Origin of the sequence: Neobacillus cucumis, assembly GCF_016908975.1 — a bacterium.
In the GTDB taxonomy this organism is placed as follows: domain Bacteria; phylum Bacillota; class Bacilli; order Bacillales; family Cytobacillaceae; genus Neobacillus; species Neobacillus cucumis.
On the sequence record NZ_JAFBEX010000004.1, the window covers coordinates 300,003 to 322,548 of the forward strand.

The following is a 22,546-nucleotide window of genomic DNA, read 5'->3' on the forward strand; positions in this document are numbered from 1 at the left end:
TCAAACGATTGTTTGATTATATGATATTTAAATGTGCGTTTGAATGTCAAACATATTGTGAAAATTTAAATCGTATTTTTATAGGAAATTTCACAGATAAGGTCACAATTTTAAAAAGACACCTGAAAATGTCCACTTGGTGTCTTTTTAGCTTTTATTTAGTTAATCCAATTCTTTTTACAGTAACCTGTGAATGGATGGAAACACCTACTTGGGGAAATTCTTGCTCCCAATTATTTTTGTACTGTGTATGCCATTCCTTTGGATATTTTTTATATATCGCTTGTCCAAATCCCAAAATATCTGACTGATATTGTTTCTGAGCAATATCTACTGCCACCTGAATTCTTTTATTAATCCTTTTTTCAATATCTTTTTGTAATTCTTCGAGTACTTTTTGCTCAGTTAAATTCAATGTAGAATCATTTTCTATAACATTCATTTCTGAAGTAATTTTAACTCCAAGATTTATTACTCCGTTCCTATGCGTTGGAATGATTTTTGCTTTCGTACTAACAATATCAAAACTAACTTTTCCACCGCCATTTTGATTGGGGATCTTAACTGTTATAACGCCTTCCTTTATTTCATTTCGAAGCCATAAAAGTCCCCGAATTTCACTTTTATCCATCCAGCCCACTAATTTATCCTTTTTAAATACCGCTGCCCCATTAATCGCTTGTGTCTTATTTGATTTATTTTTGATATTTACTTCTCTAGATACTAATGTAAATTGTGGCGCAATGGGTTCTAAACCGTCGGTAAGAAGCATGTTTAAAAAATCCATTACGGTAATTTTTAGACCCACCCCACTCTTTGCAAGCTCTTTTGTTTCTTCTGTCGAGACACTTTCAAAATTTGGTGTACTTTTAATAATTTTGTTTGCTTTTCCCTTTGTAAACATGATAAAACTGTTAATCCGGGGTTCTTGATACCTTGTATGGAAATCAATTATATGAGAGACACCCTTTTTAGCTAACTCATTTCCGATTAATAATACCCTGCTTTGGGAAAAGAAAATACGCCTTGACAACTTGTATTGTATATTTCGATAGGCTTCAGAAACCGTTGAACCCGTCTCTGAAATGGCAAAGGTCCCTTTTTCATTGCTGCCTCCACTACTAGCTCCAGTTGGACCTAACTTTGATGGAACCGCTACTTGAAGTGTTAATAAAATCCGGTCTCCTCCCACAAGGTCTAATCCAATTGCAGTAACAATCGCAACATCATTAATTTCAATACGGTTCCAACAACCTGTAAGCACCATAACGATCATAATTAATAGTATCAGTTGTCTAATTGCTTTCATTAGTGCCCATCCTGTCATATGATAAACGAGTTAATATTTACGATTTCGAGGGCCTAACCTCTTCAGATTTCTTTTGCCAGTTTGTTCTGGACGTTCATTCATCTTCCACCATGGGGCTCGAATAAGTATATCTTTAAGGTTATTAAAGTTAAATGGAGCTAAAGGTGCCAGATATGGTACACCAAAAGAACGAAGTTGAACAAGATGAGCCACAATGAAGAAAACTCCAAGCAAAATGCCATAAAACCCTAGATTTGCGGCTAGAAACATCATGATAAAACGAAGGAGTCGAATAGCTCCAGTAAAGGCATAATTGGGAAACATAAATGAGGCAATACCAGTTGTTGATACGACAATGACTAATGGAGCCGAAACAATACCAGCCTCCACAGCTGCTTGACCAATCACCAACGCTCCAACAATACTTACTGTTGACCCTATTGGCCTTGGCAGCCGCAAACCAGCTTCGCGTAATGCTTCAAAAGTAATTTCCATTAACAGAACTTCTATGACCGCGGGAAATGGTACCTTCTCTCTTGACGCCGCAACACTGAATATAAGGTTTGTTGGCATCAATTCATGATGGAATGTGGTCACAGCAATATAGATGGCGGGAAATAACAATGCAATCAATAAAAATAAATACCGTATGAATCGAATAAACGATGTCATGATAAACCTGCCATAATAATCCTCTGGAGAATTCATCATCTGAAAAAAAGTGACAGGAACTATGAGAGCAAATGGACTATTATCCACGATAATCCCAATTCTGCCTTCCAAAAGATTTCCTACTACCCGATCCGGTCGTTCAGTCTGCACAACTTGTGGAAACACGGAATAAGGATGGTCCTCAATTAATTCTAGTATGTACCCACTGTCCTCAATCGCATCGATGTTAATCTGTTTTAACCTGCTTCGTACCTCGTCTACTATTGAAAATTCTGCAATATTATCAAGATAGGTAATTGCCACTTCTGTTTGAGATAGATTTCCTATCTTCATAAATTCAAATTTCAGTTTTGTTGTTTTTAAGCGTCTTCGAATCAAGCTTACATTGGTTCGAATATTTTCAGTAAAGCCTTCTCTCGGTCCTAAAACGACTGCTTCCGTTAGAGGTTCTTCAACGGACCGTTGTTCCCATGATTGTTCACTTATAATAAGTGCTTTTGGACAACCATTAATTAATACAACCGTTCCTCCTGACAAAATTTGATCAATGATTTGCTCAAACGTATCTCCTTCCGATATTTGAGCTGAGCTAAGGACTGCTTTTATGTGATTTATTTCAGCTTTTGATTTCTGCAGGAGTTTTTCAGCTTGTCTTACCAAAGGGTCTATCACATGTAATTCGATTCTTTCGATATCGACCAAACCATCAAGGAACAAAATGATGGCAAAGCATGTAGAATTTATTTGTAGTTCCCGGTAAGCAAAATCTTCAGCACCTGTAAAAAGCTGCTTAATCTGATTAAAATCTTCATAAAGGGTTCCAGTTAATACTCCCATCCCCTTTTGGTCGAGACTGTGGTATTTATTCTGTTTTTGATCGGATGACATGATTTTTTTTATCATTCTTAAAAATCTCAAGTCTAACACCTCCTTTATGAAGGGACTATTTTTTTACTACTTTTCTTTGGATAAATGCAATGAAAAGTAGTAAAACCGGTAAGATTATTTGCAAACTGGTATGAATATAAGGAACATAAAACTTGAATCCAAATTCTAAGTGTTCCACATAACTAGATGCACTTATTAGCGATAAGGGGGGAATGATGATACCAAGTACAAGCACTACAGAACGAGTCTGCTTTAATTTAAATAATTGAGATATTCCAAGGGCGGCTCCAAGTGTAAACCCACCCATCTTAAAAAAAACGCCTGTGACCATCATTAAAATAACTAGAGCATCAAAGCGTTCTAGGAAATCCGCGATCGAAACCATTTGAGTAGCCGCAAGAAGGTTAAAAAGATCCCTACTGTAAATTTCTGGTCCCAATACAGAGATCATCATAATTGAATTAACTGTTAAGAGGAACCCGCCAACGGTAATGCTAAGCATTCCTATCTTTCTTTGACGTCCATTTTTATTTAGAAAAGGAAAAAACATCATGATGACAATGGTTTCTCCAAATGGAAAATTGATGGCTGTTGGGAATGCATTTTTCAATAATGGCATTAGGCCATTCCCTAATACAGGTGTAAGATTCTTAAGATTAAATTCTGTAATACTGAGTAATAAAATCCAAATCAGGATAAGAGCAAAAATATAAATAGGGAAAACAATTTCGGCCATTCTGCCAATGGTCTCCATCCCACCGAGTAAACAATAAACCATTAACACCATAAAACTTCCAATTACCACAATCATAGGGGTTTCACTTAATATGGTTGTAACGATAAGATCACCTAATTCTCTGCAGGCCCTAGCAGCCGAATAGGTAAAATGGATAATGTAGAGTATGGCAACTGGGTATGCAAGATACTTTCCTATAATTTTTGGCAGCATCTGAACCAAGGTATCACCAGGATAGTAGGAGGATAATTGACAAAATACAACCATTAAAACTAAACCGCCTACTATACCAATAAGTATAAAGAGCCATGCATCTTGTTTGGCTGGTGCACCTAATCCTAAAATAATGGCAGTCCCTAAGACATATCCCGTCATTAAATAAAAAAGTTGGAGGGAACTTATTTTCTCTTTAGCCATACATTTTCTCCCTACTGCTGATAAAAGTCTTGCGTATGACAAAACTTAACCTACTTCTTATAAAATATTATTTCGACTTAATATTTTCCAAGTAAGGATTTATTATACATTCCACAGAAGAGAGCCTAGTCCTATGAAAAAATGGGCACACAAAAAGGACCCATCATAGGTCCTTCGTCATCCTTTATTTCATAACAAGTTCTTGTTGTTTTTCTTTCATCAATGATGTAAAACGGTCCACTTCGATGGCATACCTTGGCCGGCGCTTTACTTCATGATAGATTTTACCGATATACTCGCCAATCATCCCGATGCCCATTAATTGCAGTCCGCCCATAAACCAGATTGAAATCACGATTGAGGTCCATCCAGACTCAGTATGACCCAGTATTCTTTGAATAATCGCATAAGCGCCAACCAAGACACTAATCAGCACAGAGAGAAAACCTATAAAGGTAACCAATCGAATTGGCGCTACACTAAAGGAAGTCATTCCATCAAAGGCGAAGGCAAGCATTTTTTTCAACGGGTATTTCGATTCCCCAGCCTGCCTTTCTTTCCGGTCATAATAGACCTTCGCGGACGAGAATCCAACTAGAGGGACTAGACCGCGCAAAAATAAATTGGTTTCTTTATATTTCAATAATTCATCCAATGCCCGTTTACTCATCAGCCGAAAATCGGCATGATTGGGGACCAGTTTGATGCCAATCCGCTCCATGGATCGATAAAAAAACAACGCAGTGTTCCGTTTAAAGAAGGTATCAGTCTCTCGACTGTCTCTCACTCCATAGACAATATCAATTCCCTCCCAGTATTTCTCCAGAAAGGTTTTGATTACATTAATATCATCCTGAAGGTCAGCGTCGATCGAAATGACGCAATCGGAGTATTGATTGGCTGTCTCAAGGCCAGCAATCAAAGCATTTTGATGACCGACATTACCTGCTAATTTCAATCCCGTAACAAAGTTATTTTTCTCGCACTCTTGCTCGATCATATTCCAGGTTTGATCACTACTGCCATCATCAACAAATAATAGTTTACTATTTTTAGAAACAAGGGAATCCTCGATTAAATCATTCACTACCCCAGTTAGTTGCAAAATGGTTTCATTCAGAACCGCTTCTTCGTTATAGCACGGAACGACAATCGTTAAAATCGGCTTATTCATTCTGAATTAGCCTCCTTCCTTACATAATTTGATAAAGGTAAATTTTCCAGGCTGAATCCTTTTGATTAAAGGTCTTTTTCAATTCTAAATGATCTTCCTTGGCATTTAGAATGGGTACAGCAAAAAGATATACTCTCCGCCCATTTTCTTAAACACATTTGTATTTAACTGCAAATTTTTGACCGATGGCTTTCCAGCAACCCGATAAACAATTTCATCGTTCCGCACAGAATAAGACAACCAGTTCTGCAACGAGGCATATTGGTACAAAAGTCTTCATCATCGCTTGCCTTTTTGCCATAAAATAAAAGCTCCCACCGCATACATCATATAGATAACTAACGGCCTTAAGAAATGGAACCGGGCAAAATTGCCCGGTTTAGTTTCATACTATTTCACTTCATTACTGTTTTGGTAAAAATAATTCCGCTTCTGTTCCGACTCCTTCAGTACTGCTTATTTTGACTTCGCCATGATGCTGTTTCATGATATTTTTAGCAATCGCAAGACCGAGGCCTGTCCCACCTGTTTCCCGACTTCTTGCCTTGTCCACACGGTAAAAACGTTCAAAGATATTTTGAATTTCATATTCCGGAATCCCGATCCCATAATCTTTTACTTTAATGACCGTATTTAATTCGTTCACATTTAGATAAACATCTATTTTGTCGGTACTATATTTAATGGCATTATCGATTAATATAATAATCGCCTGTTTCAGCTTTAGTTCATCTGCTGTGACCGTAATGGACGGTGTGGCAAAGTGAAGCTGGATTTCCCGCTTATAGGCACTTTGTAGTTGTTTGATGATTTTTTGGCATAGCTCAACTAAATCCAGCTGCTTTACTTCTAAAACAGCGGCTGATTCCGTCGCAGCTAAATCTAGGAATCTTTCGGTCATTTTTTGAATTCTTGTGGCCTCTGAATGAATTGTTTCAATCGCGTCTAAAGCATCAGCCTCATTTTGAATTCCCCTTCTTAATAAATGGTCAGCAAAACTCTTAATGACCGTCAGCGGGGTTTTTAATTCGTGGGAAGCGTCAGAAATAAATTGCTTTTGTTTCTCGAGATTTTCTTCTAATCTTCCAATCATCCGATTAAAAGTGACGGCCATTTTTTGTAGTTCATCCCTTGTCTCATGCTGGATGACAATTTTTTTGGGGATTCCACTTTGTTCAATATCCTCCATGGTGTTGATCATATTGGAGATTGGCCTCATGATTAGATTCGATAGCCATCTGCCGCCGAGCATAGCAAATAAGGCACCTAAAATCGTGCAAATGGTAAGAATCGAGAGTAATACATCCTTCGCAGCTTCTAATCCTGATAATTTTTCACCTATCTCTAATGTCCCAACAATTTGACCTTTGGAAGAGATCGGTACCCTGACGATGACAATTTGCTCTTCACGGTGCTTCTCAGTAATGATTTTCCTTTCGGATTGTTTTTTCTCTACAAAATGAGGTTTCACTTTCTCTGCCATTTCTTCCGCATTGGTGACTTCATACATGATTTTTGCATCTGGCTGAATGATTCTGATAAACGAATGCATCGATAAATAAGGAGTTAAATGTTCTTTTATTTCTGCAGAAGAGTCACCCAGATTAATTTCCTTTATAATGCTGTCTGCTTTTTGATAAAGATCCGTATCTTCCATGTTGACGGTTATTTTCATAAATGACAAAAAAACGACCGCATTAACAGCCACTAATACACAGAGAATCCAAGCAGAGGTCATGATGTTAATTTTGGTGGTAATCTTCATTTGCTTAATTCTCCTTTATCGTATAACCAATTCCTCTCACTGTTTGGATAATGGTCGGCTCTGGGAAGCCTTCTTCAATTTTTTTTCGTAAATGTCGGATAAACACATCAATTACATTTGTTTCCCCTTCATATTCATAGCCCCAGACATGAAAAAGGATATTTTCTCTGGTAACAATTTTATTTTTATTTGCTAGCAGATAAACGAGCAAATCAAATTCCTTCGGGGTGAGCGTAATCGAAATATCCCCTCTTGTCACCTCACGTGTTTCACGATTTACGGTGAGATCTTGAAACGATAAGATCGTATCCTCCGCTGCTTGTGATACCTTCATTGCCAAGGCATTTTGCCGTAGACAGGAACGGACGCGTGCTAATACTTCTACCATTTCAAATGGTTTTGTGATGTAATCATTGGCCCCTTGGTCAAGACCCGTCACCTTGTCCATTGTCAGGTTCCGAGCGGTTAATAAAATAATGGGGATAAGATTGTTTTCTTTGCGAATCCTTCTTAATATCTCGATCCCATTCATTTCAGGCAGCATAACATCCAATAGAATTAAATCCAATTTTTCTGTTAGTGCCATCTGCAAGCCTGACTTCCCATCAAAGGCAGTCAACACCTCGTATCCTTCATATTGAAGCTCTATTTTTAAGATTTTTGAAATATGTCGTTCATCTTCGACAACCAAAATTCGCTGTTGTTGCTGCATTCATTAGCCCCCCTTTTTTTCAAGGCAGAGAAATTTTAATCTACTTCATTCTTTTCAAATTTAGCACTTATTTTCTTTATTTTACTTGATTTAATTGAATTTTAATCAAATATTTAACCGAAAACGCAAGGCGCTTAGCTTTCGGCGACAAGCACAAGACGAGCCGGCCGAAAGGTTGCTTTTTAACCTTTTGGAAGGATTGATTTAAATGTGGAGGCGACTGTTCTGGGACTCTAGGCTAAGATGACCCCTGTAAGAAGGCGCTTTTTGCCTTCTTCAGGGGGCGGCTTAGACTTCGAGTCCCAAGGAGCCCCAACTGGATAAGCTTGTGACCTCGAGCCGATGGCGCCTGAAGCTGGACGATTCTCGAAGTGGGAAAGTGGTCAGAAAAAAGGAAATAGCCGTCAGCTATTCCCTGGTTGTACCTTATTTTTCAACCGGATGGTTAGGAGTAACGCAAATTTATGCATGCCCATCATTAAGATACCAGCCAAAATGAGATCTCCCCTTGTATTGAAAGGTGCAGGAAGGATATGGAGAGAACTTAAAGTCGATGGTGACATACACAGACTAGACATTATGCCACTCATGAGTGGATTCTCCGAATCGCCAAGAAGTCCGTTCAATATAAGCAGACTGCACGCCGGCAGCAGGACGATTCCACTTAAGAAGGCGAATCGTTGATCGTGTTTCTTTACAATCGGTTGCCAAATAAAGAATGATAGAAGCAATAGCAGGATTAGGTAGCTGTTATGGATAAATGGATGTAATGAAAGATACGTTAATACCACTTGAAGATGATAGGAGAAAAACATCACGGCAAAAGTAATAAGAGGTACTGTTGGGGGAATATTGAATGCAATCGAGATGGGAGGAAAGTTGCTCGGAATACTTAGAATCAACAGTGGCGGGATGACAAAAAATAAGACACTCATCTGCAACATGTGCAAACTGATTGATAGGTGATTGAGTGTGGAAAAAGGGCTGCCGATGATCAGATAAAGTAAGGTGAGCGAGAAGAAGAAGAGTACGGGCTGCTGATGGTAAATTTTGTTGTCTGTAAATATTCGCAATAGAACCACATATGAAACACCAATTCCAATAAGAATAACTAATAATGGAATGTTCCACTCTAATTGACCTTCAAGAAAAAACACCTCTAACATCTAAAATTCACCTCTTCCTCCCCCTGATAAATCCTGATGTGCTCATGGAAATTGGAGAAAGCTGAATCACTAACCATTATTTCGAACTCTAGATTATATGATTTTTGTATCAAAATATTCATACAGCTCGGGCCATTAAGCCTAGAAATAAAACACCCCTTCTACTTACTATAGAAGGAGTGTTTATCTTAGAAATGGTGTCAGGCACCAGCGAGATCTTGCAGGGAGTGTTTTCGGATGGTGAGGACGAGGTCTGCTAGGAAGTAGAGTCCTACAGCTGACCAGATCCACGCCCAAAATGGATTGATGACTCCATACATCAAAACAATGGCTGGATGAAGCATTTTGATACAGAGCAATGATAAGAAACCCCAACAGATGGAGAAGGGCAAACAAATATGCCCGTGCAGCTGCAAAGGTGTATTTGAATAGTCCCACCACTGCCTTTGGAAAAGTTTCTGCAGCATTGCCCCACTTACATACTCGATGAAGGTAGGAATAAGAAAACATAAAAGAAGTACGTATGCCCAATGTGAGTGCTGTGGAGTGAAATACACTAACAACACTGGAGTAATACCGTACATTGGCTTGAAAGGACCAAACAAAAAATTTTCCTTAAAAAATTCACGTTTGGTGATGTAGTTATAACTATTTTCAAGCAGCCAGCCTATAAATGAATAAATCGTGAAATAAAAAAGAATGGCGGCGGCTCCTTCCATCGTAAGTACTTCTACAAGTTGAAGTTCCAAGCCCTTTACCCAGCTATGAATCATCATGGCTAAACCACCTCTCACGTTTAAGAATTTCCGATTATAGGATTAACTGCATAGCAGGTAAATATACCAAATGATTCCTAATTAATGTGAAAGCTGCCTGACACGAACAAAAGCGCAAGCGCCTTGAACAGCCCCGACAAGCATAAGACGCTCAGGGAAAGAAGGCGTTCTTTGCCTTCATTCCCTGAGTGGCTGTAGACCATCGAGGGGCTAGGCGCTGGAGCTGGACGTCGACAGTCCTTATATTAACAGTTATCCACAAGCGAAAATTATAATTTCCTATAAAACAAAAAACACTCCTTCACTATGGAAGGAGTGTTTATAGGGAAAACGGTGACAGCACCAGATTATCTGATTGTTTTTAATGCGCCGCTCCATTTGACGACTTCGTCAAGCATCGCAGTTACATTTGTAAGGTGTAGTTCAGCAGGTTTGAAGACACTGCCATTTTCAAAGTCCGTGAATAGAGACAAAGTTGGATGTGTACGAACGTCTGCAACTTTAAGTTCTCCTAAGATACCGCGCAAATGTTCAGCCGCACGGGCACCACCTGTTGATCCGTAGCTTACAATACCTGCCGCTTTGTCATTCCATGCTTCACGGGCAAAATCAAGGGCATTTTTAAGTGCACCTGTAATGCTGTGGTTGTATTCTTGAACGATGAAGACGAAACCATCTAAGCTGTCTAATTTTTGATTCCATGCAGCAATTCCTGGTTCTGTACCATCTGTAGTACCTAAGAATGGCAGGTTGAAATCTGCGATATCTACGATTTCGTAATTCGCATCTCCGCGTTTATCTGCAATGCTTTTCACCCATTCGCCCACTTGTGGACTCACGCGTCCTTGACGTGTACTTCCTAAGATGATTCCGATGTTTAATTTTGTCATTTTATTTTCCTCCTCTGGTGTTTGACCAAATAATCGATTTAAAAAGCCCATTGCCTGCACCCCTTATTGTTGTATATATCTCTGATGTGAGTATCTCAAAGTGATTTATTTTTAATTCGAGATAATCATATAATTTTATTTTGGCTTTGTCAATTGTTTTATCTAAAAAATCCTACAACCTAAATATATACAAGTAGTTTTGATGCGGTGGTGTCTGAGCATCATTACATATTAGCGTTGGTTCCAGATCAAAATATCAAAATATCGAAATGAGTGATTCATCTCACTTAATTGATAATTATTTTCATTTATACTATAAATAGGCCCCGTTATAACTTAATGTTGATTTCACTATGTTTAAAAATAAACGGAAAAATTCCGTTTAAATTGGGAAATATCCTTATTTCTTTAAAAATAAAGGGAGTTTTTCCGTTTATATGATCCAAACCTCTGGATTTCGTCTTATTTAGAACAGTTAAGCGGAAGATTTCCGCTTATCTTTGCTTCTTAAGCGGTCTCTATATACATTAGACGGAAATTCTCCGCCTATGAATTCTCATACCTACACGAAAATCAACAATGAATAATAACAGAGCCATATTGACGAGCTCCGTAAGAGGCGGTTCATGAGGCGTAGTCGCACTTATGCCTGATAGGAAAGTTATACTTAAAATTTGGAGGTGTATCATGGATAAGCAATCGATTAAGACATTACAGGAATTTAATGAGGACAAGTTTACAAAACGAGTAATTTATAATAATGACAGCAGTACCGCTTTTGTTCTAAACTTCTTGCCTGGTCAAAAGCTCCCTGCACATAAACACCCTGGCGCAGAAGTCTATCTGTTTGTTGTGTCCGGAAATGGCACCATGATCATTGACGGTAAGGAAACGGAAGTAACAGAAACGGATGTAATCCATACCAGTGATGAAGAGGAACTTTCTTTTGCCAATACGAGTAGTGACCGTGTTAGTTTGTATGTGGTGTTAAATAAGCTTTCTAATAAGAAAATATAAAAATAAGAATCTCACCGCTAGAGTTTAAGGAGGATAAAAAAATGGATACTGAAAAAAGTGATCGTCTACGTACAATGCTTCAAGAGGCATTGTCACCGTTACTTTTGAAGATGGAAACGTTAGAAAGAGAAATCATTTCACTAAAAGAGGAACAAAAAGAGCTTATTAAAACACTCAAAAACAAGTAATTTGCTCCCTTTATCATTACAAAAAAAGCTGAGAAGAACCACTTGGATTCCTCTCAGCTTTTTTACCACCACTCAAGAATTACGCCTGTTGAAGCTGCTTCTCACTATAAAATGCTGGTCTTTCATTAAGGGTAATTGCTTCTTTTTCTCCTGTTTGCTGGGCTTTCACACATGCATCCGCTGTTACGGCTGCGATATAGCCATCCCATGATGTTGGTCCTTGTGGCTCACCCTTTTTAGTAACGGAATCAATAAAATCTTGGATTTCAACATTGTAAGCATCCATAAAACGGTATTTCCAATCATTTAAAATGCTTGTGCTCAGTTTTTCATCTTTTCGCATTACAATACTTGAGAATTCAGGTAATCTGGCAATTCCATCTTCACCGACGACTTCACATTGAATATCATAGCCATACTTACAATTGACAAACACTTCCACATTCATCACAATTCCGCCATTGGTTTCGATTGTAAATAATTGTGGATCATGCAGCTTTTCATGTGAGTACTTTGTTTTCCTTGGAAACACAACTTGAACAGATTTATAGTCATCATTTACAAGCCAGTGAAGAACATCAATTTCGTGAATTAATGTATCGACCACAGCCATTTCTGTTACATAATTTCCACCTACAGTTGGATTACGGTGTGCAGCATGAATCATTAATGGCGCACCAATTGCATTGTTATCAATGGCTTGTTTTAATTGAACATATCCACTATCGTAACGGCGCATGAAGCCTACTTGGACCAATTTTTTCCCTTGTTTTATTTCCGCTTCCACGATTCTCATACAGCCTTCCGCAGTAGTCGCTAACGGTTTTTCACAGAAAACATATTTACCAGCCTCAACTGCAGCTACAACAGTTGCCTCGTGTGCTGGTCCCCAGCTTGTTACTATAACTGCATCCACATTCTCATCGGCAATTAGGGCTTGATCGTCTGAATAAACAACAGCATCTAATTGATACATTTCAACCGTTTGTTTAGCGGATTCCTGATTAACGTCCGTTACTGCGACAATTTTTCCACCGGCTAATTTATTAGTAATCCGATTAATATGCTCTCTGCCAATGGCACCAGTTCCTACAACACCAAATTTTAAAGTCATGTTTATACTCTCCTTTATGTTTACGAAATTATGTGATAGATCTAGACAACGCTCTCATTTTAACTTTCATTCATTATTTAACCAGTGTTTGATAAGATTCCTGATTGGAAGCTTGTTCACTTTCTTGTCCATAGTTACGGAAATAACTTTCTAACTGCTCAAGTGACTTTCCTTTGGTCTCTGGCAAGATTTTATGCACAAATGTAATGGCACCAATTCCACACACAGCGAAGATGAAGAATGTGACGGATAAGCCCACTGCACTTAGTAATATTGGGAAAAATAGCCCAACAAGGAAGTTGGTGATCCATAAGCAGAATACCGTTACACCCATTCCAATACCACGTAATTTTAACGGGAAGATTTCCGATAACATTAACCAGGTTACAGGCGAAATCGCACCCTGTTGAAAGGCAAGGAAGATAACCGTCAAGCTAAGAACGACAAACGGAAGTGCTGGTGATCCTTTAAGTACTAACGAGAATACCCCTATTAAGGCAAGTGCTGCTGTTGTTCCCGCCAATCCTGTAATAAGCATCGGACGTCGTCCAATTTTTCCAAGTAACCAAATACCTACAAAAGTGGCTATGACTGAGATTGCTCCATTTGCAATATTACCGATAAGTGCTGCATTGGTTGAAAAACCTGATTTTTCAAGAATCTGAGTACCATAATACATGATGGAATTAACACCAGTTATTTGTTGGACAATCGCAATGCCAATTCCAATCCCGATAATTCGGCGAACCCATGGTACGTTTAAATCTTTAAATGTCGCATGTTGAACTCCTGATTCTTGATCAAGATTATCTGTAATCTCTTTAAGCTCAGAATCCGCAGCGTTTGCTTCGCGTATTTCTTTAAGGACTTTTAGTGCATCCCCCAGTTTTCCTTTTGATGCCAGCCAACGAGGGCTCTCTGGAACCGCTAACATTCCAAACCATAAGACCACAGCCGGAAGTGACGCAATCGATAACATATAACGCCAAACATGTGAAGCACCTTCACCAATCGTATTTCCTAGGATGGCATTAAAGACAAACGCTAACAATTGACCGGTAACAATCATTAATTCGTTCTGGGTAACCATCCTTCCCCGCTTCTCTACTGGAGACATTTCTGCTAAAAAGGACGGTACCATTACGGATGCAGCCCCTACAGCCAACCCCAGCAAGAATCGGAAGCCGATCATAACACCTGCAGACGGTGATAACGTACATCCAATTGCGGCAATAAAGAATAGTAATGCAAGATTTAGAATCATTTTGCGACGGCCAAAACGGTCCGATAATCGCCCACCAAATATGGATCCAAATGCAGCTCCAAAAAGTAATGAACTGGTAACAAAACCTTCCGTCGCCGGTGTCAAGTTTAGCTGGTCAGGTTTGGCCATAAAAGGTAATGCACCGTTAATAACACCTGTGTCATATCCAAAAAGAAGTCCTCCAAATGTGGATATAACCGTAATCTTTTTTAAAGCTTTCTCGTAATCACGTGGTTTTCCAATCGCCTGATTACTCATGTTCTCCCTCCCCAGGGTTCGTTTTTTTTTAAGCTTTAATCAATGAACCATTTTCTAACGGAATTAATTCTTGGTTAATATAATTACGGGCTTTCAAGGCATACTCCAACGGATGTGCAACTGAGGGGTCTTGTTCTGCTTCAATGACAATCCAGCCTGAGTAATTCGTTTCGAGAAGCTTGTTGTATACTTCAGTAAAATCAATGCAGCCGTCACCAGGTACTGTAAACATTCCTGCCAAAAAGGATTGTAAGAACGACTTTCCTTCTTTTTCACATTGTTCTTTAACCGCTAGACGCATATCTTTAAAATGAACATGATGGATACGATTGATATGTTTATTTAAGAGAGTCATATAATCAGCATCAGATACGTAGATATGGCCGGTATCATACAGCAAGTGAACATGATTAGGATCCGTGTTTTCCATCAGACGATCAATCTCGGCTAATGTTTGTACGCCTGTCCCCATATGATGATGAAAAACGAGCTTCAAATCATATTCTTCAGCAATTTTTCCTAATTCATTTAGTCCTTTGCATAACTGATCCCATTCTGAATCTGTAAAGTATGGTTTTTCTTTGAAAACATTTTTCTCTGTACCTTGAATACTATAGGTTTGTTCTGAAACGACAGCAACAGCTGCGTTAACCGCTTTCAAATACTCGCAATGTTTATGGAAAGCTTTAGCGGCTTCCTCTACACCGTCCCGAATAATAAAACTACTAAACCATTGTCCGGCAATTCTTAAGTTGCGAAGTTGAAGCTCTTTGTTCAATACTTTAGGCTCTGGAAAAAAACCGCCAACTTCTGTTCCTTCAAAGCCTGCCACCACAATATCACTTAATAAGTGGGACAATGTATTCTCTGCCCCAATTTCAGGAATGTCATCATTGCGCCATCCAATTGGTGCAATCCCCCATGAAATTTTTTTATTTTCCATCGTTTAACCTTCTTCCTTTTAAAGTAGGACTGTTTCACCTGATGTCCCCATTTTATAAATTCTGGAGAACCTGATGTCATTATTTTATAAATTATGGCGAATCTTTGTATTATAAAATATTGCTCTCAAATTATCATTTCTTGCTAAACTTTTATAAGTTTATCAAAAAATAACAAAAAGATATCCACGAAAAATGGATATCTTTTAAAAATATGCTCAGTTGATTTCCGCTCCAGGTGCTCAGCAAACCCGCTGGCGTGCCGGGGAGCCTCCTCGGCCCCGTACTCCCGCAGGACATTGAAATTCTTCCTCGAATTCGCCCACGCACGAAGAAAATGCGATAGCATTTTCGAGGAGTCGAGCACCTTCCGCTCCAATCAAATTAGTATAAAAGCAACAATTTCGTTTAATAGATAATAATTAAAAACAAAGTTTTCTAAACTTTCCAGGGGTAATGCCGCCAGTAGATTGGGAGAATACTTTAATAAAATGGCCAATACTATTAAATCCGCACTCCATGCTAATTTGCTCGATTGAGAGATTGGTTTCCACCAATCGATTCTTGGCTTGCAGCACTCTGTAATTTAGTACATATTGATGGGGGCTGGTTCCTACATACTTTTTAAACGTACGGCAAAAATGATAGGTACTTATATTAGATATTTCACTCAGCTGGTCGATGGAAATTTTGGATGAGTAATTCTCACTTATATATGATAGTACGGCTTGAATTTCGGTTGGTACTGCTTTTGCCACGTTAGCATCCCTGTTTTCAAACGTCTTACGGGTACTCTCTACTAAATTACCCAACAGTTTATAAATTTCTAAGGATATTTTAAAGTCTATTTCCTGGTTCGACGCAATAAGGGATAAAATATCTGGAATATTATTTTGTTCAGCCGGCAGTCTAAACGTACAACCCTTTCTTTTGTATAACTCGTTATACATATCTTGAGTGTGACCGCCTGTAAAGTGAAAAAATTGGAAGGTTGTTTCTTCCAGTGCAGAGTAGTTATTTTTTTCTTTACAATCTAAAATAACAATGTCATCTTTCGAGGCGACAAATGATTGGTCAAGATAGTGGAATTGCATCGATCCTTTTTTTATATAAAAAATGATAAAGGAATTCATGTAATCACGCTTAATGCTGTATGGAACATCTACTATATATTCACCGCCCCATAGGACATAATGATATAATTCTTTCGTTAAAGCGGAGGGTTCATAAAAATATAATCCTTTTGATTTGATGCCTGGTTCTACGTTTGGAATATAGTAATTCATTTTTTCACCTCTCACTAATCGGAAACACTAACATTACTATTATAGTATATTTTATACTGACTCAAAAGTAATGGTTTATTTTAGAAACTTTTATAAAATAGCACCAAAACACAATTTTATAGCAAGATTATATAGAATAAACAAGGAAATTTTCCTTTAAACTGAAATCGCATACATAAGTTATATAATGGAGGTTTACCAATGAAATTATCATTTAACGAAGGAACAACATGGGAAAGTGCGACTCTTCAACAAAATTTAGAGTATTGTGAAAAACACGGTTACGATTTTATTGAAATTCGCTCAATTGATCAGTTAAAGGATTATCTTAAAGAATATACATTAGATGATTTAAAAGCCTATTTTGATACCCATCATATTAAACCACTTTCTTTGAACGCATTATGCTTTTTTAATAACCGTACGAAGGAAGACGAAGAGAAGATTATTGAAGAATTCAAAGAATACTTAGAGATTTGTAAAAAAATAGATTGCCCATATATTTGCGTGGTACCTTCTAATATTGATGTGACCGAAAAAGGAAAAACATTGACGGAAGAAGTCAATGCAAGTTGTATTCGGGTTTTAACTCATCTATCTGATTTGGCTGAACCATACGGCGTAAAGATTGCGATTGAGTTTATCGGAATTCCGCAAAATACCGTTAATACATTTGCCCAAGCATACAACATTGTAAAAGCAGTTGATCGAGATAATGTGGGTCTTGTGTATGATACATTCCAATTCACTGGAATGGGCTCAAGATTAGAAGATGTAACAGATGAAACAGCAGATAAATTGTTTATTTTCCATATCAATGATGTTGAGGATTTTCCGATTGGCCAAATGCATGACACTAACAGAGTATGGCCTGGTCACGGTGTGATTGATCTAGAGGCGCATTTGAAAAGATTAAAAGAATTGAATTATGATTTTGTCGCATCCGTTGAGTTATTCAGACCGGAATATTATCAAATGGATCCTGAGGAAGTCATAAAAAAAGCAAAAGAAACGACCTTGGAAGTATTGGATAAGTACTATAATAAACACGCTGTTCATTGAAAGGCATAAAGGATTTTTTGTGGAAAAGGTCCTTTATTGTATTTGGCAATAAGTAAATGCTATAAATGATAGAATCTTTTTTGTATGTAAAAATTAAAGAGCCTAAATACGCAAGGGATCCCATTAAACCTTGCATATTTTAGGCTCTTTTCTTTTATTCCTTGTTGTGTTAAAGCCTACGTTCGAAATATAAGGTAAGCCAGATTTTTCTGGTTGACCTTTTTTTATATGGTTTTATTATATCGGTAATCGGGGGAGGACGTAGCACCCGTGGATCTTGAACCCGTCAAGTAAACTGTCCACCCCCTGCTTGTATAATCATTTTTCAGGCTGGTTGGGACATAGATCCTGTTTACTTTAAGTGTAAACTTTCACAATTCGCATAAACCCAAAATCATATATAGGTTTTGTCGTTTCGCGGTAAAACAATTTGGTATACTTGAAATATAATACGCTTTAAAGTCGGAGATTAAAAGATGAAACTACCAAACATGAAATTGAAATTGTTTACCCAAATGGTATTACACATATCTATTGTCATATGTGTAACATCCATTCTGGCAGCCCTTTTTTTCACAAAAATTATAGACGATCTTTCAACGGAATATCTCGGTAAGGAGGCTATGTCTGTCGCTCAATTAGCTGCGAATGATAAAAGGATCATTCATGCTTTTGATAGCACTAACCCTTCAAAGGAAATTCAACCGATTGCAGAAAAGATGAGGAAATTGACAGGGGCAAGTTATATTGTAATTGGGAATAAACAAGGAATTCGTTATTCTCACCCGAATCCAAAATATATTGGTAAACCAATGGGCACAACTAATGATCCTGTTTTTAAACAGCATACTTCAGTTGTTTATTTTGGAGAGGGAATCTCTGGTCCTGCAATTAAAGCCAAAACACCGATTTTAAATGAAAAAGGAGATATTATTGGTGTATCTTCCGTCGGATTTTTAATGGTTGATGTAAAAAAAAGAATCCTAACATATAAAGAAGAAATTATTGCACTTGCTTTTTTATTATTGCTAATTGGAATAATATCCTCTTTTTTTATTGCGAGGAGAATAAAACGAAAAATGTTTGGTCTTGAGCCGGAAGAGATATCCTATGTTTTTAAAGAAAAAGAAGCAATTTTAGAATCCATTCGCGATGGAATTATTGCAGTTGATAAGGATTTCCGTGTACTTTCTATGAATAAACGAGCACGCGAATTACTTGTACAAAATTTGCAACTGGATGATTCCTTTATCCAAAACCACCGGTTAAGGGAATTGATTCAAGAAGTTATTTTTTCAAAAAAAGAAAAAAGCAATCAAAAGGTATTTATTGTCGATCAATTGTATGTAATTGATTTATCACTAGTTAAACAAATGGACCGGATAGACGGAGTAGTTTTGACGATCCGGACAGAGTTTGAAATTGAACAACTCTTTAATGAGGTATCAAAAATAAAGTCTTATTCTGAAAATATCCGAGCACTAAACCATGAATTTTTAAACAAATTAAATACCATTTATGGGTTGTTATGCATAGAAGAATACGATAAAGCACGGGAACTCATCTCAAGTGAAGTCACAGAACGTCAAAGTACGATTGTTTTTCTAATGACTGCAGTTAAGGAACCTTTGCTTGTTGCCTGCCTTCTGGGTAAAATAAATCGGTCCAAAGAATTAAAAGTAAATCTAAAAATTGATCAGGAGAGCTGCTTGGATGAAATCCCTGATTCAATTGATACGCATCTGCTGGTGACCATTTTAGGTAATATTATTGATAACGCTATGGAAGCTGCGAAAGAAAAAAATAATGCAAGTGCAGCCGTAACTGTTTCCTTTACTGACATTGGAAGGGATATTGTTTTCGATATACAAGACAATGGGACAGGTATTTTAGCTAAAGAACAAGACGATATCTTCACAGAAGGATATACCACCAAACCAGGAAATAATCGCGGCATCGGACTAAGTATCGTTAAGAATTCTCTACAAAAATTAAATGGACAAGTATATATAATAAACAGCTTATTGGGCGGTGCAAAATTTACACTTGTAATTCCTAAAAGATAAGAAGGAGAATGCAAATGGGAGAGAACCTCACTCAAGTTATGATCGTGGAAGATGATCCCCTAGCAGCAAAGGTTTATAAACAATTCGCTGAAAAAATAGATGGTTTTGAAGTTTCAGCTATTGCTAATTCTGGGAATGAGGCGCTTATGTATCTCCAGACATTTAAGCCCCAATTAATTTTATTAGATATTTATCTGCCGGATGTGAATGGAATAGACTTATTACGGATAATAAGAATGAATCATCGCGGTATTGATGTTATTCCCATAACTGCTGCTAATGATGCTGAAACAGTTACAGAGGCGATTCGCGGGGGAGTTTTCAGTTATTTAATTAAGCCAATTGATGTAAAGAAATTTACTGATGAAATGATTAGATACAAACAAACAATGCAGCAACTTAAAGTAAAGAAAACGATGGATCAGCGAGAAATTGATTCCTATTTCTCCTTAAAAGAGAATGCAAATCAAATACGTACAAATGAAAAACAACTGCCAAAAGGCATTGACAAATTTACGTTAATAAGAGTAAGGGATAAACTCCGATTCGAAAAAGAAAGTGTAAGTGCTGAGGAATTAGCGGTTCTCCTTGGAATCACGGATTCCACTGCACGAAAGTATTTAGAATACCTTTCTTCAATTGATGAATTGGAAGTTGATATTCAATATGGAATGGTTGGTCGCCCTGAACGAAAATACAAATGTAAAAAGAAGTTATAAAAGTGATTGGCGAAAGCCAATCATTTTTTTTGAAGAAAACTTGTTTAGACACTGTTAGACATTTTTTTATTCACAACTTACAAATAATGTTAATAATATTTTAATTCATTTAATTCAGTTAATTTAGTTAATATTCTCATTTTTCTTAAAAGAATGTACATTTATATTATTAGCAACCGAAACGCACACTTGAAAGCGTTATCTATATTGCTAGGGAGAATTGAGAGCGCTCTCTTGCTCAAATTTATGAATCTTGCATTCATTATTCAATTAAGGGGTGGTTAATTATGACAGGTCATGATATTTCATTACTTATTGTGGCAGTTTGCAGCATTTTATTGTTAGTCCTTCTCATTGTTTCAAAATTAAGATTTCATCCTATGATAGCCCTTTTAGTGGTAGCAGTTTGTGTAGGCTTTGCATCGGGACTTGATACTGAGAGCATATTAAATACAATTGAGGAAGGTGCTGGGGGAACCTTAGGCGGTGTCGGCCTACAAGTAGCACTTGGTGCAATGATAGGAAAACTCTTAGGCGATTCAGGTGCTAGTGACCAAATTGCTTCGACTATACTGAAGCGTTCCACTAACCGAACTTTACCCTGGTTAATGGGTGCTGTGGCATTCATTATCGGAATCCCAATGTTCTTTGAAGTAGGATTAATTATGCTTTTACCTCTTGTATTTACTGTGGCTGCCAAAGTTGAGAAACAAGGGAATATAAAGGGTTCGGCATTCGTTCTTATCGGTGTGCCGGTAGTAGCTGCACTGGCTACAATGCATGGCATGGTCCCTCCACATCCTGGTCCCCTAACTGCTATTGCAGGCTTTAAATCAAACTTAGGAGTTACAATGATTTATGGTACTATCTGTGCAATTCCTGCTGCTATTCTTGGAGGACCTGTATATGCTAAATTTATAGCGCCACGGATGACTGTTCGTCCTGACCAACAACTGCTTAATCAATATACGGCTCTTTCGGTAGAATCAAAGGGAAAAATATCAGACCAAATTGACGCTTCAAATTTTACGGCAGCAACCGTCGAAAAGCCTGTCTCTCCTGTAACTGCATTTATCGTTGTTTTACTTCCAATGCTAATGATGTTAAGCCATACATTAGCGGAGACATTGTTTAAAAAATCAGTCACACTTAATATAATAACAGGATTTATTGGAGAACCATTTATAGCTTTATTAATCGGGCTAATAGTAGGAATAATTTTATTGGGGTATGGACGTGGAGCAGATACACAAAAAATTCGTGATTCACTCGGCGCAAGTCTTAAACCAATTGCCGGAATCTTATTAATTATTGCTGGCGGCGGTGCATTTGCGAAGATACTCGTAAACTCTCATGTTGGAGACGCTATCATCCACCTTTCATCTGGGTTGAAACTCTCAGCCATTGCAATAGGTTGGCTGATTGCTGCTTTACTTTCTGTCACCACAGGGTCTGCTACCGTAGGTATAGTTGGGGCTACAGGTTTGTTAGCACCACTTGTTGGATCAGACCCGCACATTAATAAGGAATTATTAGTGGTTGCCATCGGTGCAGGTTCATTATTTTTTAACTACGCAAATCACGCAGGATTCTGGTTAGTTAAGGAATCTTTTAGCATGTCAATGGGAGAAACCTTTAAAACGATCACCATTATTCAATCAATTATCGGAATTGTTGGATTGATCATGGCTCTCTTACTGAATTTGCTGCCCCATTTCTAAAAAAATAATGAGTCTAACACCAGTTTCTTCAATAAATTTCTAAAGGGGAATCGGAAAGAACACCGAAGAAGGTTAAAGACAAAAATTTTAATGAAGTCATAAAAAAAGCAAAAGAAACGACCTTGGAAGTATTGGATAAGTACTATCATAAACACGCTGTTCATAATTGATTGAAAGGCATAAAGGATTTTTTGTAGAAAAAGTCTTTATGCCTTTTTTATTATTGGCTGTGTTAAACATGGATGTTGATTTCCGCTCCAGGCGCTCGCTTTCCGCGGGCGTGCCGGGGAGCCTCCTCGGCGCTAAAGCGGAGGGCACTGAAAAACTTACGTTTTTTAAACTTTTCATTTTGAGCTAATAAAAAAAGGTGACATTCCGTCTTAAATTTGATGAAATGTCACCTTT

Annotated in this window: 19 protein-coding genes and 1 pseudogene; 6 read left to right on the forward strand and 14 right to left on the reverse strand. The window is 37.7% G+C overall.

All coding sequences use genetic code 11. The features are described 5' to 3' along the window. Positions 1–154 precede the first annotated feature (154 nt). The 10 genes and pseudogenes from JOC76_RS07600 to JOC76_RS07645 all read right to left on the reverse strand — a co-directional run bounded on the left by JOC76_RS07600 (position 155) and on the right by JOC76_RS07645 (position 10,556). A complete protein-coding gene (locus tag JOC76_RS07600; protein WP_205176983.1) occupies positions 155–1,309 on the reverse strand; it encodes a Ger(x)C family spore germination protein in 1,155 nt (384 codons plus the stop codon). A 30-nt stretch (positions 1,310–1,339) separates the two neighbouring features. Further along, positions 1,340–2,899 (reverse strand): spore germination protein, encoded by a 1,560-nt coding sequence (locus JOC76_RS07605; protein ID WP_205176984.1) that lies wholly within the window; start codon positions 2,897–2,899, stop codon positions 1,340–1,342. A gap of 25 nt (positions 2,900–2,924) precedes the next feature. Continuing rightward, positions 2,925–4,022, reverse strand: a complete 1,098-nt coding sequence (locus tag JOC76_RS07610; RefSeq protein WP_205176985.1) for a GerAB/ArcD/ProY family transporter — start codon at positions 4,020–4,022, stop codon at positions 2,925–2,927. Between the two features lie 184 nt (positions 4,023–4,206). Further along, positions 4,207–5,196 (reverse strand): glycosyltransferase family 2 protein, encoded by a 990-nt coding sequence (locus JOC76_RS07615; RefSeq protein ID WP_205176986.1) that lies wholly within the window; start codon positions 5,194–5,196, stop codon positions 4,207–4,209. 19 nt (positions 5,197–5,215) lie between these two features. Continuing rightward, a pseudogene (locus JOC76_RS29900) lies at positions 5,216–5,568 on the reverse strand (DUF6044 family protein); the annotation flags it as partial. Positions 5,569–5,599: 31 nt separating this feature from the next. Further along, entirely contained in the window at positions 5,600–6,961 is a 1,362-nt protein-coding gene (locus JOC76_RS07625) for a HAMP domain-containing sensor histidine kinase (protein ID WP_205176988.1), read from the reverse strand. A 4-nt stretch (positions 6,962–6,965) separates the two neighbouring features. Next, the gene (locus JOC76_RS07630) at positions 6,966–7,673 is read right to left on the reverse strand and encodes a response regulator transcription factor (protein ID WP_205176989.1); all 708 of its coding nucleotides are present in this window, start codon (positions 7,671–7,673) and stop codon (positions 6,966–6,968) included. Positions 7,674–8,077: 404 nt separating this feature from the next. Beyond that, complete coding sequence (locus tag JOC76_RS07635) at positions 8,078–8,839, reverse strand: cytochrome c oxidase assembly protein (RefSeq protein ID WP_205176990.1); 762 nt, start codon at positions 8,837–8,839, stop codon at positions 8,078–8,080. A gap of 200 nt (positions 8,840–9,039) precedes the next feature. Next, positions 9,040–9,615, reverse strand: a complete 576-nt coding sequence (locus tag JOC76_RS07640) for a putative ABC transporter permease (RefSeq protein WP_239557595.1) — start codon at positions 9,613–9,615, stop codon at positions 9,040–9,042. Positions 9,616–9,962: 347 nt separating this feature from the next. Next, positions 9,963–10,556 (reverse strand): NADPH-dependent FMN reductase, encoded by a 594-nt coding sequence (locus JOC76_RS07645; protein WP_205177023.1) that lies wholly within the window; start codon positions 10,554–10,556, stop codon positions 9,963–9,965. Positions 10,557–11,192: 636 nt separating this feature from the next. Here JOC76_RS07645 and JOC76_RS07650 point away from each other — a divergent pair. Together JOC76_RS07650 and JOC76_RS07655 are read left to right on the forward strand one after the other, a co-directional pair. Further along, positions 11,193–11,522 carry a cupin domain-containing protein gene (locus JOC76_RS07650; RefSeq protein ID WP_205176991.1) on the forward strand — a complete coding sequence of 110 codons (330 nt, stop codon included), beginning with the start codon at positions 11,193–11,195 and terminating at the stop codon, positions 11,520–11,522. A gap of 41 nt (positions 11,523–11,563) precedes the next feature. Then, a complete protein-coding gene (locus tag JOC76_RS07655; protein WP_205176992.1) occupies positions 11,564–11,710 on the forward strand; it encodes a hypothetical protein in 147 nt (48 codons plus the stop codon). Between the two features lie 79 nt (positions 11,711–11,789). Here the strand turns inward: JOC76_RS07655 and iolG are convergent, their stop codons facing one another. From iolG to JOC76_RS07675, 4 genes are all read right to left on the reverse strand, one after another. Next, complete coding sequence (gene iolG, locus JOC76_RS07660; RefSeq protein ID WP_205176993.1) at positions 11,790–12,824, reverse strand: bifunctional inositol 2-dehydrogenase/D-chiro-inositol 1-dehydrogenase; 1,035 nt, start codon at positions 12,822–12,824, stop codon at positions 11,790–11,792. Between the two features lie 73 nt (positions 12,825–12,897). After that, complete coding sequence (locus JOC76_RS07665; RefSeq protein WP_205176994.1) at positions 12,898–14,346, reverse strand: sugar porter family MFS transporter; 1,449 nt, start codon at positions 14,344–14,346, stop codon at positions 12,898–12,900. 28 nt (positions 14,347–14,374) lie between these two features. Continuing rightward, positions 14,375–15,289 (reverse strand): myo-inosose-2 dehydratase, encoded by a 915-nt coding sequence (iolE, locus tag JOC76_RS07670; RefSeq protein ID WP_205176995.1) that lies wholly within the window; start codon positions 15,287–15,289, stop codon positions 14,375–14,377. A 420-nt stretch (positions 15,290–15,709) separates the two neighbouring features. After that, positions 15,710–16,573 carry a helix-turn-helix domain-containing protein gene (locus JOC76_RS07675; RefSeq protein WP_205176996.1) on the reverse strand — a complete coding sequence of 288 codons (864 nt, stop codon included), beginning with the start codon at positions 16,571–16,573 and terminating at the stop codon, positions 15,710–15,712. 201 nt (positions 16,574–16,774) lie between these two features. Here JOC76_RS07675 and JOC76_RS07680 point away from each other — a divergent pair, with 201 nt between their 5' ends. The 4 genes from JOC76_RS07680 to JOC76_RS07695 all read left to right on the forward strand — a co-directional run bounded on the left by JOC76_RS07680 (position 16,775) and on the right by JOC76_RS07695 (position 22,141). Beyond that, on the forward strand, positions 16,775–17,635 hold the full coding sequence (locus JOC76_RS07680; RefSeq protein WP_205176997.1) for a sugar phosphate isomerase/epimerase family protein: 861 nt from the start codon (positions 16,775–16,777) through the stop codon (positions 17,633–17,635). Between the two features lie 476 nt (positions 17,636–18,111). Continuing rightward, positions 18,112–19,701, forward strand: a complete 1,590-nt coding sequence (locus JOC76_RS07685; protein ID WP_205176998.1) for an ATP-binding protein — start codon at positions 18,112–18,114, stop codon at positions 19,699–19,701. A 14-nt stretch (positions 19,702–19,715) separates the two neighbouring features. Then, positions 19,716–20,420: a response regulator gene (locus JOC76_RS07690; RefSeq protein WP_205176999.1), complete on the forward strand. Its 705-nt coding sequence runs from the start codon at positions 19,716–19,718 to the stop codon at positions 20,418–20,420. A gap of 287 nt (positions 20,421–20,707) precedes the next feature. Beyond that, positions 20,708–22,141, forward strand: coding sequence for a GntT/GntP/DsdX family permease (locus JOC76_RS07695; protein ID WP_205177000.1), 1,434 nt, complete (start codon positions 20,708–20,710; stop codon positions 22,139–22,141). The last annotated feature ends 405 nt before the right edge of the window (positions 22,142–22,546 follow it).

Excerpts from the sequence above, each read along its gene's own strand:
- JOC76_RS07610 (WP_205176985.1), bottom strand. The coding sequence starts at position 4,022 with ATGGCTAAAGAGAAAATAAGTTCCCTCCAACTTTTTTATTTAATGACG.
- JOC76_RS07645 (WP_205177023.1), bottom strand. The coding sequence starts at position 10,556 with ATGGGCTTTTTAAATCGATTATTTGGTCAAACACCAGAGGAGGAAAAT.
- JOC76_RS07680 (WP_205176997.1), top strand. The coding sequence starts at position 16,775 with ATGAAATTATCATTTAACGAAGGAACAACATGGGAAAGTGCGACTCTT.
- iolG (WP_205176993.1), bottom strand. The coding sequence starts at position 12,824 with ATGACTTTAAAATTTGGTGTTGTAGGAACTGGTGCCATTGGCAGAGAG.
- JOC76_RS07600 (WP_205176983.1), bottom strand. The coding sequence starts at position 1,309 with ATGAAAGCAATTAGACAACTGATACTATTAATTATGATCGTTATGGTG.
- JOC76_RS07675 (WP_205176996.1), bottom strand. The coding sequence starts at position 16,573 with ATGAATTACTATATTCCAAACGTAGAACCAGGCATCAAATCAAAAGGA.
- JOC76_RS07635 (WP_205176990.1), bottom strand. The coding sequence starts at position 8,839 with ATGTTAGAGGTGTTTTTTCTTGAAGGTCAATTAGAGTGGAACATTCCA.
- JOC76_RS07625 (WP_205176988.1), bottom strand. The coding sequence starts at position 6,961 with ATGAAGATTACCACCAAAATTAACATCATGACCTCTGCTTGGATTCTC.
- JOC76_RS07665 (WP_205176994.1), bottom strand. The coding sequence starts at position 14,346 with ATGAGTAATCAGGCGATTGGAAAACCACGTGATTACGAGAAAGCTTTA.
- JOC76_RS07640 (WP_239557595.1), bottom strand. The coding sequence starts at position 9,615 with ATGATGATTCATAGCTGGGTAAAGGGCTTGGAACTTCAACTTGTAGAA.
- JOC76_RS07630 (WP_205176989.1), bottom strand. The coding sequence starts at position 7,673 with ATGCAGCAACAACAGCGAATTTTGGTTGTCGAAGATGAACGACATATT.
- JOC76_RS07690 (WP_205176999.1), top strand. The coding sequence starts at position 19,716 with ATGGGAGAGAACCTCACTCAAGTTATGATCGTGGAAGATGATCCCCTA.
- JOC76_RS07655 (WP_205176992.1), top strand. The coding sequence starts at position 11,564 with ATGGATACTGAAAAAAGTGATCGTCTACGTACAATGCTTCAAGAGGCA.
- iolE (WP_205176995.1), bottom strand. The coding sequence starts at position 15,289 with ATGGAAAATAAAAAAATTTCATGGGGGATTGCACCAATTGGATGGCGC.
- JOC76_RS07685 (WP_205176998.1), top strand. The coding sequence starts at position 18,112 with ATGAAACTACCAAACATGAAATTGAAATTGTTTACCCAAATGGTATTA.
- JOC76_RS07650 (WP_205176991.1), top strand. The coding sequence starts at position 11,193 with ATGGATAAGCAATCGATTAAGACATTACAGGAATTTAATGAGGACAAG.
- JOC76_RS07615 (WP_205176986.1), bottom strand. The coding sequence starts at position 5,196 with ATGAATAAGCCGATTTTAACGATTGTCGTTCCGTGCTATAACGAAGAA.
- JOC76_RS07695 (WP_205177000.1), top strand. The coding sequence starts at position 20,708 with ATGACAGGTCATGATATTTCATTACTTATTGTGGCAGTTTGCAGCATT.